Origin of the sequence: Citrobacter sp. Ca225, assembly GCF_030337175.1 — a bacterium.
Taxonomy (GTDB): Bacteria; Pseudomonadota; Gammaproteobacteria; order Enterobacterales; family Enterobacteriaceae; genus Citrobacter_A; species Citrobacter_A amalonaticus.
The window spans coordinates 64,989-80,712 of record NZ_JAOWCD010000102.1 but is presented as its reverse complement, the minus strand read 5'-3'; the positions used below and the strand labels follow the sequence as shown (position 1 = coordinate 80,712).

Below are 15,724 nucleotides of genomic sequence, written 5' to 3'. Positions count from 1 at the left end.
CGCCCCCCGACAACAGGCCCGGTGGCGACTTCGCCTTACCGGGCCCAGGAAGATCACGCCTGACGCAGATTCTGCGCGGCTTTCACCATGTTCGCCAGCGCGGCGCGGGTTTCCGGCCAACCGCGGGTTTTCAGGCCACAGTCCGGGTTCACCCACAGGCGTTCAGCCGGGATACGTTGTGCCGCTTTTTGCAACAGCGCCTCAATCCACTCTACGCTCGGGACATTCGGCGAGTGAATGTCATACACGCCCGGTCCGATTTCGTTCGGATAGTCGAACTCTTCGAACGACTCCAGAAGCTCCATGTCGGAACGTGAGGTCTCAATGGTGATCACGTCAGCATCCAGCGCGGCAATAGAATCCATGATGTCGTTAAACTCGCAGTAACACATGTGGGTGTGGATCTGGGTATCATCTTTCGCCACCGCCGCGTTGATACGGAACGCTTCCACGCCCCACGCCAGATAAGCCGCCCAGTCGCTACGACGCAACGGCAGCCCTTCGCGTAGTGCGGGTTCATCAATCTGAATGATGCCAATGCCTGCCGCTTCCAGATCCGCCACCTCATCACGCAGTGCCAGCGCGATCTGTTTGGCGATGGTTTCGCGGGTGACGTCTTCACGCGGGAAGGACCAGCAGAGAATGGTCACCGGGCCGGTCAGCATGCCTTTTACCGGTTTGTCAGTCAGCGACTGAGCATACTTCGCCCATTCTACGGTGATCGCTTCTGGACGGCTGACGTCGCCGATCACCACCGGCGGTTTCACGCAGCGAGAGCCGTAACTCTGCACCCAGCCATTCTGGGTGAAAACAAAACCATCGAGGTGCTCACCGAAATATTCCACCATGTCGTTACGCTCGGCTTCACCGTGGACCAGCACGTCCAGGCCTAAGCGTTCCTGCTCAACAATCGCTTGCTTAATATGCTCCGCGATGCCAGTGCGATAGTTGTTAGCATCAAGCTGACCTTTTTTGAAGTCCAGACGCAGGCCGCGGATTTCAGTAGTCTGCGGGAAAGAACCGATAGTGGTCGTCGGCCATGCAGGCAGGTTGAAGCGCGCACGCTGAGCTTCAGCGCGCACTTCGTACGGGTTCGCCCGCTGGCTGTCCTGCGCGGTGATGGCCGCCAGACGTTTTTCCACTGCTGCATTGTGCACACGGGTCGAGTGGCGACGCGCCTGAATCGGTGCGCTCCATTCGGCGATGGCGGCGGTATCGCCGCTGTTCAGCGCATCGCGCAGCAGCGTCAGTTCACCACACTTTTGCAGGGCGAAGGCAAACCAGCTCTTCACTTCCGCATCCAGACGCGTTTCAACGCTCAGGTCGATCGGGCTGTGCAGCAATGAGCAGGACGAGGCCACCCACAGATCGCGAAGGCCTACGATATCTTTAATCTGGGCATATTTTTCTGTCAGATCGGCACGCCAGACGTTGCGTCCATTGACCAGACCGGCAGACAGCAGCCAGTCAGTCGGCAGGCGTTTGTGCAGCGCTGTCACGTCATCTTTACCGTGGACCAGGTCAACGTGGAGTCCCTGTACCGGCAGCGCGGCAATGGTATCAAGGTTAGGCGTTACACCTTCAAAGTAGGTGGTCAGCAGCAGTTTCACCTGCCCGGAAAGCGCATCGTAGGCCGGTTTGAAGGCGTTCAGCCACGTCTGCGGCAGTTCCAGCACCAGCGCGGGTTCGTCGATCTGCACCCACTCGATGCCGCGTTTTGCCAGTTCCGCCAGCACCTGCTGGTAAACCGGCAGAATGTCTTTCAGCAGGCTCAGGCGATCGAACGACTCGCCCTTTACTTTGCCCAGCCACAGGTAAGTGACCGGGCCGAGCAGCACAGGTTTCACCTTGTGACCCAGCGCCAGCGCTTCGTCTACTTCATCCAGCAGTTGTGTCCAGGTCAGTTTGAACTGCTGACCCTTAACGAACTCCGGCACCATATAGTGATAGTTGGTGTTAAACCATTTGGTCATTTCTGCCGCCGCAGCCGGTTCGCCGGTCGGCGCACGACCGCGACCAATGCGGAACAGGGTGTCGATATCGACGGAACCATCTTTGTTCTGATGACGCGCCGGGACGTTACCGAGCAGCAGGCTGGTGGTCAGAACATGGTCGTACCAGGCAAAATCGCCGACCGGCAGTAGATCGATACCTGCCTGCTTTTGCTGATCCCAGTGACGCGCCCGCAGTTCGCGGCCCACCGCCAGCAGTTCTTCACGGGTCACATTACCCGCCCAGTAGCCCTCTTGCGCTTTTTTCAGCTCGCGACGCAGGCCAACACGAGGGAAACCGAGGGTGTGATTCAGTATTGTCATTTTACTTCCTCTAATTATATGTAAATCCTATGGATTTTTAATTCAGGGAAGGTGGCAAGTTTGCTCATCCCCGGGAGCTTACATCAGTAAGTAACCAGGGCGGGGAAACGCAGCCAACGCACCATAAATTTAAAATACGAAGGATTTTGGACGTCTGGATGTTTACACATCCATATTTGACAGTTACTGTATATTCCTCAAGCGCAATTTGTTCATGCCGAAGTGAAGGACTTTCATGATCGAGATTAAACACCTGAAAACGCTCCAGGCGTTGCGGAATACCGGGTCACTGGCAGCCGCCGCGGCGACGCTGCATCAGACCCAATCCGCCCTGTCTCACCAGTTCAGCGATCTGGAACAGCGCCTTGGCTTTCGGCTATTCATACGTAAAAGTCAGCCGCTGCGTTTCACCCCACAGGGTGAGATCCTGTTGCAACTGGCCAGTCAGGTTCTGCCACAAATTAACCGCGCGTTGCAGGCCTGCAACGAACCACAACAAACCCGTCTGCGTATCGCCATTGAGTGCCATAGCTGTATTCAGTGGTTGACCCCGGCGCTGGAAAACTTCCGCGCCAAATGGCCGCAGGTGGAGATGGATTTTAAATCCGGCGTGACGTTTGACCCCCAACCGGCGCTCCAGCAGGACGAGCTCGATCTGGTGATGACCTCTGACATTCTGCCGCGCAGCGGGCTGCATTATTCTCCGATGTTTGATTTTGAAGTTCGCCTGGTGCTGGCACCCGAGCATCCGCTGACCAGCAAAACGCAGATCACCCCGGAAGATTTAGCCAGCGAAACGCTGCTGATCTATCCGGTACAACGCAGTCGACTGGACGTCTGGCGTCATTTTCTTCAGCCCGCAGGGGTCAGCCCGTCACTGAAAAGCGTGGATAATACTCTGCTGTTGATTCAGATGGTGGCGGCAAACATGGGCATTGCTGCCCTGCCGCACTGGGTCGTGGAGAGTTTTGAACGCCAGGGTCTGGTGGTGACCAGAACCCTGGGAGAGGGCTTATGGAGCCGCCTGTACGCCGCCGTGCGTGATGGCGAGCAGCGCCAGCCGGTGACTGAGGCGTTTATTCGATCGGCGCGCAATCACGCCTGCGATCATCTGCCGTTTGTTCGGAGCGCGGAGCGACCCACTTTCGATGCACCCACAGTGAAGCCAATATCACCATCGCACCAGTAATAAAACTTGGCCAGTGAGGCTGTTGGTGCCAGATAGCCAGGTTGACCAGCAGCCCTGCGGGCACATGCATATTGTTCATAATACCCAGCGTCCCCGCATCAACCTGTGTCGCGCCGTAGTTCCACATAAAGTAGCCGATGCCTGAAGAGGCCACGCCCAGGAACACCAGAATTCCCCACTGGAGCGTGGTTTCCGGCATTTTCTGCGCATTGCCCAACATGAACCAGGCAACTACCGCCACCAGAAACGCGCCGATGTAAAACCATGCAAAGGCGTTATGCTGGGGCATCGGGCGCGTCTCCATCAGGCGTTTATAGCCCACCATCCCGATGGCAAAACTGATGTTGGAAAGCTGTACCAGCAGCAGACCAGTCCAGAAGTGATCGGTCACCTGGTCATAACGAATAATCCCTGCGCCAATCACCGCCAGCAGCGCGCTAAACGCATACCCCCAGCGCAGCCGCCGTTTACTCATCAGATCGTAAATCAGCGTGATATAGAGCGGCGTCAACACGGTAAACAACAGCAGTTCAGAGACAGTCAGATAGAGATAAGCGTGGAAACTCAGCATATACATGATGCCAAGCTGCATGGCTCCCACCAGCATATAAAGCCCGATAGTTTTCAGGCTGTGCCCGCGCGTACGCAGGAAAGGCAGGAATACCAGCGCCGCCAGACCGACCCGAACCAACACGGCAAAGTAGCTATCGACGTGCCCGGCAAGGTATTCCCCGAACAGGCTGAAGGAGAAAGCCCACAGGATCGTGGTAATGATCAGTAACGCCACAATGGATATCTCGTAGAATATGGAGTATCCATTGTAGCGGAGAGTTAAGTTGACAACTGATTAATTAATCAGCATTCATCTTAGCGTAAGAAGAGATCGCGCAGATAATGCGGCACCGCATCGTCGATATTAGAGCCGATCACTTCCAGTTCCGGATGCAGATCCTTCAGGCGTTGATGCGCCCCGGCCATAATGCAGCCTTTGCCTGCCATTGACAGCATTTCAGCGTCGTTCATCCCGTCGCCAAAGGCGATGCAGTCTTTGAGGCTGTAACCCATCGCGTTGGCGACCGCCTCCAGCGCATGGCCTTTCGACACGCCGCCCGCCATCACTTCCAGACAGGTGAGCGTGGAGAAGCTCACGTTCACCCGATCGCCCCAGCGCGCATTAATAGCCTGTTCCAGCGGCAGCAGGACGTCATGAGAATGACTGGTGAAGAACACTTTGCTGACGCCTTCCGGCTCCAGTAAACCCGGTTCAAACAGCGAGTAATGGAACACCGCCTCTTTGAAAAATCGCATTTCATCCGGACGATGGCGGTTCATAAACCATTCGTCATCGCGATAGACGTTAGTGATGATATCCGGGTTCGCGTTCACCACCCCAAACAGATCGCTGGCAATATCGCGGTCCAGATTATGGGTAAACACCAGATTGCCATCCATATCATGCACACGCGCGCCGTTGGAGGTAATCATATAGCACTTAATCTCCAGATTATCGCGAATCTGCCCCACATCGACATGATGTCGACCGGTCGCAAAGACAAAGTTAACGCCGCGTGCGGTCAGCAGCTTCAATGTCTCTTTCGCGTAGGGGGATAGGGTATGGTCGGGAGAAAGCAGTGTGCCATCTAAATCAGACGCAACAATCTGATACATATAAAAATTCAACCTCTGAGCAAAGCGGTTTCCGCTGATGAGTTATGCTTGTTGAAAAAATCAACGATAGCCTGAAGCGCAACTGAGCGCATAGCGTCCTTTTCAAAAAGGATCTCATGGTAAGCGCCTTTAATGACCAGCGGATGCCCCCCTTCGACAGGATGGCCCGCTGCGGCGCGGAGTTCACAAAAACGTTCGTGCATGCGGTTATCCACCACACGCTCTTCTTCAGCCTGAATCAGCAGAGTTGGCGTGGCGTCATCGCCCGCGCCTGCCAGCACCTGTTCAGCCGCCAGGATGCCTTCCCGTACCCAGTGAAAGGTTGGGCCGCCGACGCGCAGCTGCGGCTCATCGGCATAAAAACGTAAATTACGCCGATAGCGTTGTCGACTGTGCGTTAATAAATTCATGCCAAAGGGCAATGCCCGCCAGCGTCCGGTGCCGATCGCATACCCTTCCCGGATACGCTGATGACCTTCGGCCCAGTCGAGGATATGGCGTACCATCCAGTCCGGCAAACGCATCACAATACCAAACATTGGCGCGCAGAGCGCGATCGCATCGCACTGATGCGGATGGCGCTGCAAAAACAGCGTCGCAATCGCCCCGCCCATCGAGTGTGCCAGAATATAACGTTTACGCCACGGTCCCGGCTGCACTTCTTGTCCCCAGAACGCCGATAAATCATCAACATAGTCGTTGAAATTGTCGACATGTCCGCGATTAGGATCCGATAGCATACGCCCGGAACGCCCCTGACCGCGATGGTCAATAATGAGGACATCAAAGCCCAGATGAAACAGGTCATACGCCAGCTCAGCGTACTTTACATAGCTTTCAATTCGCCCCGGACAGATGACAATGACACGATCGTTATGCGCTGCGCGAAACCGGACAAACCGCACCGGCACACGACCGACGCCGGTCAATTCCGCTTCCTCACGCTGACGCCAGAAGTCTGTCAGCGGCCCCATGGAAAAAGCCGCAAACGCGTTTTCTCTCGTTTCCCAGTCTTTTTGCTGCTGAAACATCGGGTATCCAGCCTCGTTTACCAGGTAAAAATCGTTTTTTTAATCATGTCTGACACAACACCGCAACAGTAGCGTATTGTGGCATATACCCGTCATACTTCAAGCTGCAGATGCGTTGGCTTTCCTCGCTCATCCCCGTCATGTACTCCCTGTACGCGCCTGGGATTTCGCTGCGTCGCCGCCTTTGTGCAACTCGAATTATTTAGTGTATTTAAAGTGCAATAAGGGAGTTTCTCATGACTTTTGAATGGTGGTTCGCTTACCTGCTGACATCCATAATTTTGAGCCTTTCGCCCGGTTCCGGCGCCATCAATACCATGACGACTTCCCTTAATCACGGCTATCGCGGCGCAGTGGCGTCGATTGCCGGGTTACAGGCCGGACTGGGCATTCATATCGTGCTGGTCGGCGTCGGTCTGGGCACGCTGTTTTCACGCTCCGTCATCGCCTTTGAGGTGCTGAAATGGGCGGGCGCGGCCTATCTGATTTGGTTAGGTATCCAGCAATGGCGCGCCGCCGGTGCGATTGATCTGAATGCTATGGCCCAGACCCAGTCGCGCGGTCGCCTGTTTAAACGCGCCGTATTCGTGAACCTGACAAACCCTAAAAGCATCGTCTTCCTGGCGGCCCTTTTCCCACAGTTCGTGATGCCAAAAGAACCCCAACTGATGCAGTACATCGTGCTCGGTGTAACCACTATTGCTGTCGACATCGTGGTGATGATCGGCTACGCCACGCTGGCGCAGCGTATCGCGTTGTGGATCAAAGGACCGAAACAGATGAAAGCGTTGAATAAAATCTTCGGTTCGCTGTTTATGCTGGTGGGTGCACTGCTGGCGTCGGCGCGCCACGCCTGACCGGTTGCCGGATAGCAACTGGCACGTATCCGGCACAAAGACTTAGCGCGAAATGATCAGATGGATACCGAACCCCGCGAACAACGCCCCGGCAAAACCGTCGATCCATTTCGCCATACGCTGGTAGCCACGACGCATTTTCGGCAGCGCAAACAGGCTGGCAACCACGGTAAACCACGCGAAAGTCTCAACGATAATCAGCACGAAAATCCCCCAACGCGCGGCAGTACCGACGCTGTCGCCGACAAACAGAGAAAAGACCGAACCGAAGTAGATGATGGCTTTCGGGTTAGCCAGGTTCGTCAGTAACCCTTTCAGGAAACTGCGACCGCTTTGCGCCAGCTCAACCTGCGGCGTGGGTGCCGCGACATCCTGCTTTTTCAACGCGCCACGCAGCATCTGGTAGCCCATCCAGCACAGATACAGGCCGCCGCCGACCATAATAATAGTGTGTAACCAGGCCATTTTTTCAATGATCAGATGCAGGCCGAGCAGCGCGATGCCCGCCCAGACCATGACGCCACAGGTAATGCCCAGCACGCCCATCATCGCTTCTTTGCGCGAGCGGCTGACCGCCGTCTGCGAGACAAAAAAGAAATCCGGCCCTGGGCTCATCAGTGCCACAATGTGCACCATCGCCACGGTGAGAAATAACATTAACATGATGAAAATACTCGCGGGGGAAACAGTTCAGTGAGTCACCATCCTGGCACTTTTTTGCCCGGCTGACTACTCTTCGTCGTCACCATCAACGTGCGCGCGGATCAACGCCATAAACGCTTTACCGAAGCGTTCCAGTTTGCGCATTCCCACCCCGTTGACGCTGAGCATTTCACTCGCGGAAACCGGCATCTGTTCCGCCATCTCAATCAGCGTGGCGTCGTTGAAGACGACGTACGGCGGGATATTCTCTTCATCAGCTATAGCTTTACGCAGCTTGCGCAGTTTGGCGAACAGTTTGCGATCGTAATTGCCGCCGAAAGATTTCTGCATGACGCGCGGTTTCAGGGCGACAATACGCGGCACTGCGAGTTGCAGGGTGACCTCGCCGCGCAGCAGCGGACGTGAAGCATCGGTGAGCTGTAGCGCGGAATGCTGGGCGATATTTTGCGTAACGAAGCCCAGGTGAATCAACTGGCGGATCACGCTCACCCAGTGCTCGTGACTCTGCTCGCGCCCCATACCGTACACCTTGAGCTTGTCGTGGCCGAGCTCGCGAATACGCTGGCTGTTAGCCCCGCGTATCACTTCCACCACGTAACCCATCCCAAAACGCTGGTTTACCCGACCAATGGTCGAGAGCGCAATCTGTGCGTCCTTCACGCCATCATACTGTTTTGGCGGATCAAGACAGATATCGCAGTTGCCGCACGGTTCCTGACGCCCTTCACCGAAGTAGTTAAGCAGCACCAGACGACGACAGGTTTGCGCCTCGGCAAACGCGCCCATCGCGTTCAACTTGTGCCGTTCGATATCCTGTAGCTGTCCCTGCGGTTTTTCTTCCAGGCAGCGGCGCAGCCACGCCATATCCGCCGGATCGTAAAACAGCATCGCCTCCGCGGGCAGGCCGTCTCGCCCGGCACGACCGGTCTCCTGGTAGTAGGACTCAATGTTGCGGGGAATATCGAAATGCACCACAAAACGCACGTTAGGTTTGTTGATGCCCATGCCAAAAGCGACGGTCGCCACCACGATTTGCAGGTCGTCGCGCTGGAATTTCTCCTGCACGTCGGCGCGGATGTGATTTTCCAGCCCTGCATGGTATGCCGCGGCGCTAATGCCCCGGCTTTGCAGACGCGCGGCGGTGTCCTCCACTTTCGCACGACTGTTACAGTAAATAATCCCGGATTTACCACGCTGTTCCTGCACGTAACGCATCAGTTGATCGAGCGGTTTAAACTTCTCCATCAGCATGTAGCGAATGTTCGGACGGTCAAAACTGCTGATCTGGATTAAGGGATCGTTCAGTCCCAGCAGACGAACAATATCCAGCCGTGTGGTTTCATCAGCGGTCGCGGTCAGCGCGACAAATGGCAGTGTGGGAAAACGCTGTCTGAGCTGGCCGAGTGCGGCATATTCCGGGCGGAAATCATGTCCCCACTGCGAGATACAGTGCGCTTCGTCCACGGCCAGTAACACCGGATTCCAGTGCGCCAGGTGCTCAAGGAAGTTATCCAGCATCAGGCGTTCAGGAGCGATATACAGCAGACGGATTTGTCCGGTACGACACCCCGTCATCACTTCAAGCTGCTGCTCACGGGTTTGCGTCGAATTCAGACAAGCGGCCGCCACGCCGTTCGCCAGCAGTTGGTCGACCTGATCTTTCATCAGGGAAATCAGCGGCGAAACCACCACGGTCAGGCCGTTGAGCAGTAAGGCAGGGATTTGATAGCAGAGGGATTTTCCGCCCCCGGTCGGCATCACGACCAGGCAGTCGCGCCCCGAAACGACGGTGTCGATGATCGCTTCCTGACCCGGGCGAAACTGCTGGTAGCCAAAGGTTTCTTGCAAAACCTGCTTAGCTCCAGATTCCAGATTCAACACTTCCGCCTGCGCCACATTAACCCCGTTCGCTTAAATCAAAACAGGCGCTATTTTCAGCGCCTGAGGGAGAAACTGCAATGTTTAAAACACAATCATCGATCAGAAGATATCGTTGAGCATCACACCCACACCGACGCGCGTCTGATTAAAGTTATAGTCGATCAGCGATTCGCCATACCCGCTATATACCTGGGTATAGAGACGAATATGCTTCGTCATCGGATAACTCAGCCCCAGCTCCGCGCCGCCGTAACCGGTATTCCAGTTGTACTGGCCCTTCGCGCTCAGGACCGCATCGCCCAGGTGATAGCCGACCTTAAGCTGATAATAGCCCATGTATTTGGTGATATCCGGATTATCGTCGGTACTGCCGATGACGTACCACGGTTTAACCTCTACCAGCCAGTTGCCATTTTCCGCCATCAGGCGCGTGTAAAGACGGTTCCAGCTACGTGATGTCGGATCGGAACGCCCGTTCGAATCATGGTTGTACCCCATTTCCACGTCGCGCAGCGTCCATCCGGCAACGCGGTAATCGGTAGCAAAACCCAGGAACAGCTGCGGTTCATAGTTGGTTTCACGAAATGGTGACGACTCTTTTGTATTGGATAACTGCCACCAGGACTTCTGCGTATAAGAGGCGCCAAGAACCGAATTCGGCCCCATAATCCCACGCCAGATCGGAAACGCCAGGCTCAGCTGGAACTTCACTTCATCTTTGCGGGCATTTTCTGACCAGTTGTAGGAACTGATCGCTTCTTTGTTCATGTCGCTGGTATTGGTGTAGATCAGATAGTTCGTATCGTAGGGATAGAGCGTAAAAGGATTATCATGCTCCTGCAGCATATTGGCGATAATACTGCCCCGCACCGCCGGTGCATCATGAACCTCTTTCACCGTCGCCTCTTGCGCATACGCCGCCAGCGGCAGCAGTGCTGCTGGTAGCAACCAAGCCAGAATCGCCCGCATTCTTGTTGTTCTCCTGAACGAAAGATTTTTGATTTGTCTATTATTCTGCCAACCATTTTACATATTTACACACATCCTCGTTAGTTATCCCGTCTTAAAGTGGAAAACAACATTTAAGAAGCATAACATCAACATTTCATTAACCAATGGAGTGTTGGAATCGTATGTCTGCCGTACTGACTGCTGAGCAAGTCCTGAAGCTTGTGGGCGAAATGTTTGTCTACCACATGCCGTTCAACCGGGCGCTGGGCCTGGAACTGGAACGCTATGAGAAAGAGTTTGCCCAACTGGCGTTTAATAATCAGCCGATGATGGTGGGAAACTGGGCGCAAAGCATACTGCATGGCGGGGTGATCGCCTCTGCGCTGGACGTGGCTGCCGGGCTGGTGTGTGTCGGCAGTACTCTGACGCGCCATGAAACCATCAGTGAAGACGAACTGCGCCAGCGGCTGTCTCGCATGGGGACCATCGATCTGCGCGTAGACTACCTGCGTCCGGGTCGGGGCAATCGCTTTACCGCCACCAGCAGTCTGCTGCGCGCCGGGAATAAAGTCGCCGTCGCGCGTGTGGAATTACACAACGAAGAGCAGCTTTATATTGCCAGCGCCACCGCCACTTATATGGTGGGGTAAAAACAGGTAAACTGTTGTTACATTTCAGACATGAGTTTTCCCGATGGATGCAAAACAAACGCGGCTGGGCGTGTTACTCGCGCTTGCCGCCTATTTTATTTGGGGGATCGCTCCGGCGTACTTCAAGCTAATTTATTATGTTCCCGCAGATGAAATTCTGACCCATCGCGTGATCTGGTCGTTTTTCTTTATGGTGGCGCTGATCAGCATTAGCCGACAGTGGTCGAGCGTAAAAGCGCTGCTGAAAACACCGAAAAAGATCTTCCTGTTGGCGCTCTCGGCGGTACTCGTGGGAGGCAACTGGCTGTTGTTTATCTGGGCGGTAAACAACCACCATATGCTGGAAGCCAGCCTGGGTTATTTTATCAACCCGCTGGTGAACATTGTGCTGGGAATGCTTTTCCTCGGTGAACGCTTCCGTCGGATGCAGTGGCTGGCGGTAATTCTGGCGACCTGTGGCGTTCTGGTGCAGCTCTGGACCTTCGGTTCACTGCCCGTCATCGCGCTGGGACTGGCGTTCAGCTTTGCCTTTTACGGTCTGGTACGCAAAAAAATCGCCGTTGAAGCGCAAACCGGGATGCTGGTGGAAACTTTGTGGCTGTTGCCTGTTGCCGCCATCTACCTGTTCGGTATCGCCGACAGCTCAACCAGCCATATGGGGCAGAACCCGATGTCGCTCAACCTGCTGCTGATTGCCGCCGGGGTGGTGACCACGGTTCCGCTGCTGTGCTTTACCGGTGCGGCGACGCGCCTGCGCCTTTCTACGCTGGGTTTCTTCCAGTACATCGGCCCGACGCTGATGTTCCTGCTGGCCGTCACGTTCTACGGTGAAGTGCCGGGCGCGGATAAAATGGTGACATTTGCCTTTATCTGGGTCGCGCTGGCGATCTTCGTGACGGATGCGATTTATACGCAGAGACGGGGACGTCGGAGTTAGGGGGGTTGCCGGATGGCGGCTGTGCCTTATCCGGCCTATGATGATGTACTTTCTGTAAGCCGGATAAGCGAAGCGCCATCCGGCATAACCATTACAGCCAGTTCTTCCGTTTAAAGTACAGATACGGTGCCAGACCGGCGAGCAGCATAAAGATAATCGCGCCCGGGTAGCCAAAGCTCCACTTCAGTTCAGGCATAAACTCAAAGTTCATCCCATAGCTGGAGGCCACCAGCGTCGGCGGCAGGAAAACCACGGAAACCACCGAGAAGATCTTGATGATGCGGTTCTGCTCGATGTTGATAAAGCCCATCGCCGCCTGCATCAGGAAGTTCACTTTCTGGAACAGGGATTCATTGTGCGGCAGCAGGGATTCGATATCTCGCAGGATCTCGCGCGCCTGTTCCAGTTGTCCGCCCGGTAAACGCGCCTTGCGGACCAGGAAGTTCAGCGCACGCTGGGTATCCATCAGACAAAGGCGGACTTTCCAGCCGATATCTTCCAGTTCTGCCAGCGTCGAGAGGGCTTCATCGTACTCATCGCCCTGGTGCCCTTCCATAATCACCCGACTCAGCTCTTCCAGATCGCTGTAGATGTTTTCGATTTCATCCGCCAGCTGTTCGATTTTGGTTTCGAACAGATCCAGCAGCAGTTCATAGGCGTTACCGTCAACCATGGCCTGGCTGCGGGCGCGCATACGATACAAACGAAACGCGGGCAGCTCACGTTCACGCAGGGTAAACAGGCGGCCATCGCGGATGGTGAATGCCACGGTGGAGTTACCCGCGTGGTCTTCTGCATCTTCGAAGAAGAAAAAGGAGTGGATGTGCAGACCGTCTTCGTCTTCGAAGAAACGGGCGGATGCTTCGATGTCTTCCAGTTCAGGACGGGTCGCCAGGCTCTGGCCCAGCTCAGATTGTACGCGCAGTCGCTCGTCGTCGTCGGGCTCGACCAGGTCGACCCAGACGGCATCAATCAGGGTTTGTGACTCTTCGACTTCCAGCCGGGTGAGTCGGTTATTTTCCAGTTGAAATGCGCTCAGCATGACCGGGACTCCCAATGCTTAAAAATATCGGACAGTTCGGTGGGCACACAGAAACAAATTGGGTTTCAGACCATTAAACAGCCTGACTCAGCGCGACGGGAAAAAAGAGAAGGTCGCTGACAACCGCTAAGGCTATCAGCAAAAAGGGATAGCCTTAGGAGTTGATCCTGGATGACAGGATAATGAGCCAGTATCTACTGGGTGTGTCCAAGGCGAATGTCCTCTTAGCGTAATCGTGCGCGCATGTTACGCCAGCAAAAATTTGCCGTCAACACGCAACGAAACGCGAAAAAGTAATAATTTCCCCTTATGCAGAAAGGTTAGCAGAGGGGGAAATTAAAGTGATAGTTATCTATAAGTTAGACCGTTTCTAACTTCGCATACGCAGCAACGAGCCATTTAATTCCCTGTCCCTGGAAAGCCACCTGCAACCGGCTGTGTTCGCCGCTGCCCTCCAGATTCACAATGGTGCCCTCGCCGAACTTAGCATGGCGCACACGCTGGCCCAGCTTGTAACCGGTGTCGTTTTCCGCCATCGGCGTCCCCATCCGCTGATGGCTCACCGGACGGCTGATCGTTGCACGCAGACGGACCTCTTCAACGCACGCTTCCGGCAACTCACCGATGAAGCGCGACGGACGGTGATACACCTCTTTGCCATACAAGCGACGCGTTTCGGCATAGGTTAGGGTCAGTTTCTGCATCGCACGGGTCACGCCGACATAGGCCAGACGACGCTCTTCTTCAAGGCGTCCGCCCTCATCCAGTGACATCTGGCTGGGGAACATCCCCTCTTCCATCCCGACGATAAACACCTGCGGGAACTCCAGCCCTTTCGCCGAGTGCAGCGTCATGAGCTGTACCGCATCCTGCCAGGTATCCGCCTGCCCTTCGCCCGCTTCCAGCGCCGCATGGGAGAGAAAGGCCTGCAACGGCATCAGATCTTCGTCTTCGTCGTTGTAGCTGAACTGGCGCGTCGCCGTCACCAGTTCCTCTAAGTTCTCGATGCGGGTCTGACCTTTCTCGCCTTTCTCCTGCTCGTACATCATGCGCAGGCCGGAATCTTTAATCACCCGGTCAGTCTGCACGTGCAGCGGCATATCTGCCGTTTCCTGCGCCAGTGCGTCAATGAGTTCCATAAAGCGTTGCAGCGCACTGGCGGCACGACCGGCCAGCGCTTTTTCCTGCAACAGCTCGCGGCACGCCTGCCACAGCGTGAGCTGGCGATCGCGTGACGTCTGGCGCACCACGTCCAGCGTCCGATCGCCAATCCCGCGCGTCGGGGTATTCACCACGCGTTCAAAGGCGGCGTCATCATTGCGGTTCGCAATCAGGCGCAGATAAGAGAGTGCATCTTTGATTTCCTGACGCTCGAAGAAGCGCATGCCGCCGTATATGCGGTACGGCATACTGGCCTGTAGCAGCGCCTCTTCCAGCACACGCGACTGGGCGTTACTGCGGTAGAGAATAGCGCACTGTTCCAGCGCGCCACCGTTGTCCTGCCAGGTTTTGATCCGGTTGACGACAAAGCGCGCTTCATCCAGCTCGTTAAACGCGCAGTAGAGTGAAATGGGCTCGCCTTCGACGCCATCGGTCCACAGCTTTTTACCCAGACGCCCATTGTTGTTCTCGATCAGGGCGTTCGCCGCGCTGAGAATATTACTGGTTGAGCGGTAGTTCTGCTCAAGACGGATGGTTTGCGCACCGGGGAAGTCGTTCAGGAAGCGCTGGATGTTTTCTACCTGCGCGCCGCGCCAGCCGTAGATCGACTGGTCGTCATCGCCCACGATCATCACTTTGCCGGTATCGCCAGCCAGCAGACGGATCCAGGCATACTGGATGTTGTTGGTATCCTGGAATTCGTCCACCAGGATATTCGTGAAACGTTCGCGGTAGTGCTGAAGAATATGCGGTTTGTTGAGCCACAGCTCATGCGCGCGCAGCAGTAGTTCGGCAAAATCCACCAGCCCCGCACGATCGCACGCTTCCTGATAGGCCTGATACACCTTCTGCCAGGTCTGCTCAATCGGGTTACCGAAACTCTGAATATGATGTGGGCGTAGACCTTCGTCTTTCTGTCCGTTGATGTACCACATCGCCTGACGCGCCGGCCACTGCTTCTCGTCGAGGTTCATCGCCTTAATCAGACGCTTGAGCAGACGCAACTGGTCTTCGCTGTCGAGGATCTGAAAATCCTGCGGCAAATTCGCATCCATGTGATGCGCGCGCAGCAGTCGGTGCGCCAGACCGTGGAAAGTGCCGACCCACATGCCGCCCTGGCTGGTGCCCATAATCTGGCCGATACGGTGACGCATCTCCGCCGCCGCTTTATTGGTAAAGGTTACCGCCATAATCGAATACGGCGAGTTATTTTCTACCGTCAGCAGCCAGGCGATACGGTGTACCAGTACGCGTGTCTTACCGCTCCCTGCCCCCGCGAGAACCAGCATGTTGCTACGTGGCGCGGCCACCGCTTCGCGCTGTTTATCATTGAGGCTGTCGAGCAGATAAGAAACGTCCATTGGCACCGCCGCATTAAA

14 protein-coding genes are annotated in these 15,724 nt (G+C 55.5%); 4 read left to right on the top strand and 10 right to left on the bottom strand.

Features of this window, described 5'->3' with window-relative positions; genetic code table 11:
* Window positions 1–53: 53 nt before the first annotated feature.
* Window positions 54–2,315, bottom strand: coding sequence for a 5-methyltetrahydropteroyltriglutamate--homocysteine S-methyltransferase (gene metE / locus OGW13_RS23495; protein WP_054176992.1), 2,262 nt, complete (start codon window positions 2,313–2,315; stop codon window positions 54–56).
* A 235-nt stretch (window positions 2,316–2,550) separates the two neighbouring features.
* Between metE and metR the strand changes: the two genes are divergently transcribed.
* Window positions 2,551–3,504 (top strand): HTH-type transcriptional regulator MetR, encoded by a 954-nt coding sequence (gene metR, locus OGW13_RS23490; RefSeq protein WP_109739671.1) that lies wholly within the window; start codon window positions 2,551–2,553, stop codon window positions 3,502–3,504.
* Here metR and bioP read toward each other — a convergent pair.
* The 3 genes from bioP to pldB all read right to left on the bottom strand — a co-directional run bounded on the left by bioP (window position 3,392) and on the right by pldB (window position 6,203).
* Window positions 3,392–4,291 (bottom strand): biotin transporter, encoded by a 900-nt coding sequence (bioP, locus tag OGW13_RS23485; protein ID WP_200051084.1) that lies wholly within the window; start codon window positions 4,289–4,291, stop codon window positions 3,392–3,394. The genes metR and bioP overlap by 113 nt on opposite strands.
* A gap of 80 nt (window positions 4,292–4,371) precedes the next feature.
* Window positions 4,372–5,172, bottom strand: a complete 801-nt coding sequence (gene yigL / locus OGW13_RS23480; RefSeq protein WP_042998819.1) for a sugar/pyridoxal phosphate phosphatase YigL — start codon at window positions 5,170–5,172, stop codon at window positions 4,372–4,374.
* An 8-nt stretch (window positions 5,173–5,180) separates the two neighbouring features.
* A complete protein-coding gene (gene pldB, locus OGW13_RS23475) occupies window positions 5,181–6,203 on the bottom strand; it encodes a lysophospholipase L2 (protein WP_042998818.1) in 1,023 nt (340 codons plus the stop codon).
* Window positions 6,204–6,439: 236 nt separating this feature from the next.
* On the opposite strand from pldB, the gene rhtB reads away from it, so the two are divergent.
* The gene (rhtB, locus tag OGW13_RS23470) at window positions 6,440–7,060 is read left to right on the top strand and encodes a homoserine/homoserine lactone efflux protein (RefSeq protein ID WP_042998817.1); all 621 of its coding nucleotides are present in this window, start codon (window positions 6,440–6,442) and stop codon (window positions 7,058–7,060) included.
* A 42-nt stretch (window positions 7,061–7,102) separates the two neighbouring features.
* On the opposite strand, the gene rhtC is transcribed toward rhtB, so the two are convergent.
* The 3 genes from rhtC to pldA all read right to left on the bottom strand — a co-directional run bounded on the left by rhtC (window position 7,103) and on the right by pldA (window position 10,573).
* On the bottom strand, window positions 7,103–7,723 hold the full coding sequence (gene rhtC, locus OGW13_RS23465; RefSeq protein ID WP_042998816.1) for a threonine export protein RhtC: 621 nt from the start codon (window positions 7,721–7,723) through the stop codon (window positions 7,103–7,105).
* Between the two features lie 66 nt (window positions 7,724–7,789).
* Window positions 7,790–9,619: an ATP-dependent DNA helicase RecQ gene (recQ, locus tag OGW13_RS23460; protein ID WP_042998815.1), complete on the bottom strand. Its 1,830-nt coding sequence runs from the start codon at window positions 9,617–9,619 to the stop codon at window positions 7,790–7,792.
* A gap of 84 nt (window positions 9,620–9,703) precedes the next feature.
* On the bottom strand, window positions 9,704–10,573 hold the full coding sequence (gene pldA, locus OGW13_RS23455; RefSeq protein WP_042998814.1) for a phospholipase A: 870 nt from the start codon (window positions 10,571–10,573) through the stop codon (window positions 9,704–9,706).
* A 164-nt stretch (window positions 10,574–10,737) separates the two neighbouring features.
* Between pldA and yigI the strand changes: the two genes are divergently transcribed.
* Window positions 10,738–11,205, top strand: coding sequence for an acyl-CoA thioesterase YigI (yigI, locus tag OGW13_RS23450; protein WP_042998813.1), 468 nt, complete (start codon window positions 10,738–10,740; stop codon window positions 11,203–11,205).
* 43 nt (window positions 11,206–11,248) lie between these two features.
* On the top strand, window positions 11,249–12,142 hold the full coding sequence (gene rarD, locus OGW13_RS23445) for an EamA family transporter RarD (protein ID WP_042998812.1): 894 nt from the start codon (window positions 11,249–11,251) through the stop codon (window positions 12,140–12,142).
* A gap of 91 nt (window positions 12,143–12,233) precedes the next feature.
* Here the strand turns inward: rarD and corA are convergent, their stop codons facing one another.
* The 3 genes from corA to uvrD form a co-directional block, all read right to left on the bottom strand.
* Window positions 12,234–13,184, bottom strand: coding sequence for a magnesium/cobalt transporter CorA (corA, locus tag OGW13_RS23440; protein ID WP_042326126.1), 951 nt, complete (start codon window positions 13,182–13,184; stop codon window positions 12,234–12,236).
* A gap of 154 nt (window positions 13,185–13,338) precedes the next feature.
* A complete protein-coding gene (gene ysgD, locus OGW13_RS23435; protein ID WP_212723238.1) occupies window positions 13,339–13,395 on the bottom strand; it encodes a YsgD/CorL family protein in 57 nt (18 codons plus the stop codon).
* A 148-nt stretch (window positions 13,396–13,543) separates the two neighbouring features.
* Window positions 13,544–15,706 carry a DNA helicase II gene (uvrD, locus tag OGW13_RS23430; protein ID WP_044258300.1) on the bottom strand — a complete coding sequence of 721 codons (2,163 nt, stop codon included), beginning with the start codon at window positions 15,704–15,706 and terminating at the stop codon, window positions 13,544–13,546.
* Between the last annotated feature and the right edge of the window lie 18 nt (window positions 15,707–15,724).

Excerpts from the sequence above, each read along its gene's own strand:
- pldA (WP_042998814.1), bottom strand. The coding sequence starts at position 10,573 with ATGCGGGCGATTCTGGCTTGGTTGCTACCAGCAGCACTGCTGCCGCTG.
- rhtB (WP_042998817.1), top strand. The coding sequence starts at position 6,440 with ATGACTTTTGAATGGTGGTTCGCTTACCTGCTGACATCCATAATTTTG.
- pldB (WP_042998818.1), bottom strand. The coding sequence starts at position 6,203 with ATGTTTCAGCAGCAAAAAGACTGGGAAACGAGAGAAAACGCGTTTGCG.
- uvrD (WP_044258300.1), bottom strand. The coding sequence starts at position 15,706 with ATGGACGTTTCTTATCTGCTCGACAGCCTCAATGATAAACAGCGCGAA.
- rhtC (WP_042998816.1), bottom strand. The coding sequence starts at position 7,723 with ATGTTAATGTTATTTCTCACCGTGGCGATGGTGCACATTGTGGCACTG.
- metE (WP_054176992.1), bottom strand. The coding sequence starts at position 2,315 with ATGACAATACTGAATCACACCCTCGGTTTCCCTCGTGTTGGCCTGCGT.
- yigL (WP_042998819.1), bottom strand. The coding sequence starts at position 5,172 with ATGTATCAGATTGTTGCGTCTGATTTAGATGGCACACTGCTTTCTCCC.
- rarD (WP_042998812.1), top strand. The coding sequence starts at position 11,249 with ATGGATGCAAAACAAACGCGGCTGGGCGTGTTACTCGCGCTTGCCGCC.
- corA (WP_042326126.1), bottom strand. The coding sequence starts at position 13,184 with ATGCTGAGCGCATTTCAACTGGAAAATAACCGACTCACCCGGCTGGAA.
- metR (WP_109739671.1), top strand. The coding sequence starts at position 2,551 with ATGATCGAGATTAAACACCTGAAAACGCTCCAGGCGTTGCGGAATACC.
- yigI (WP_042998813.1), top strand. The coding sequence starts at position 10,738 with ATGTCTGCCGTACTGACTGCTGAGCAAGTCCTGAAGCTTGTGGGCGAA.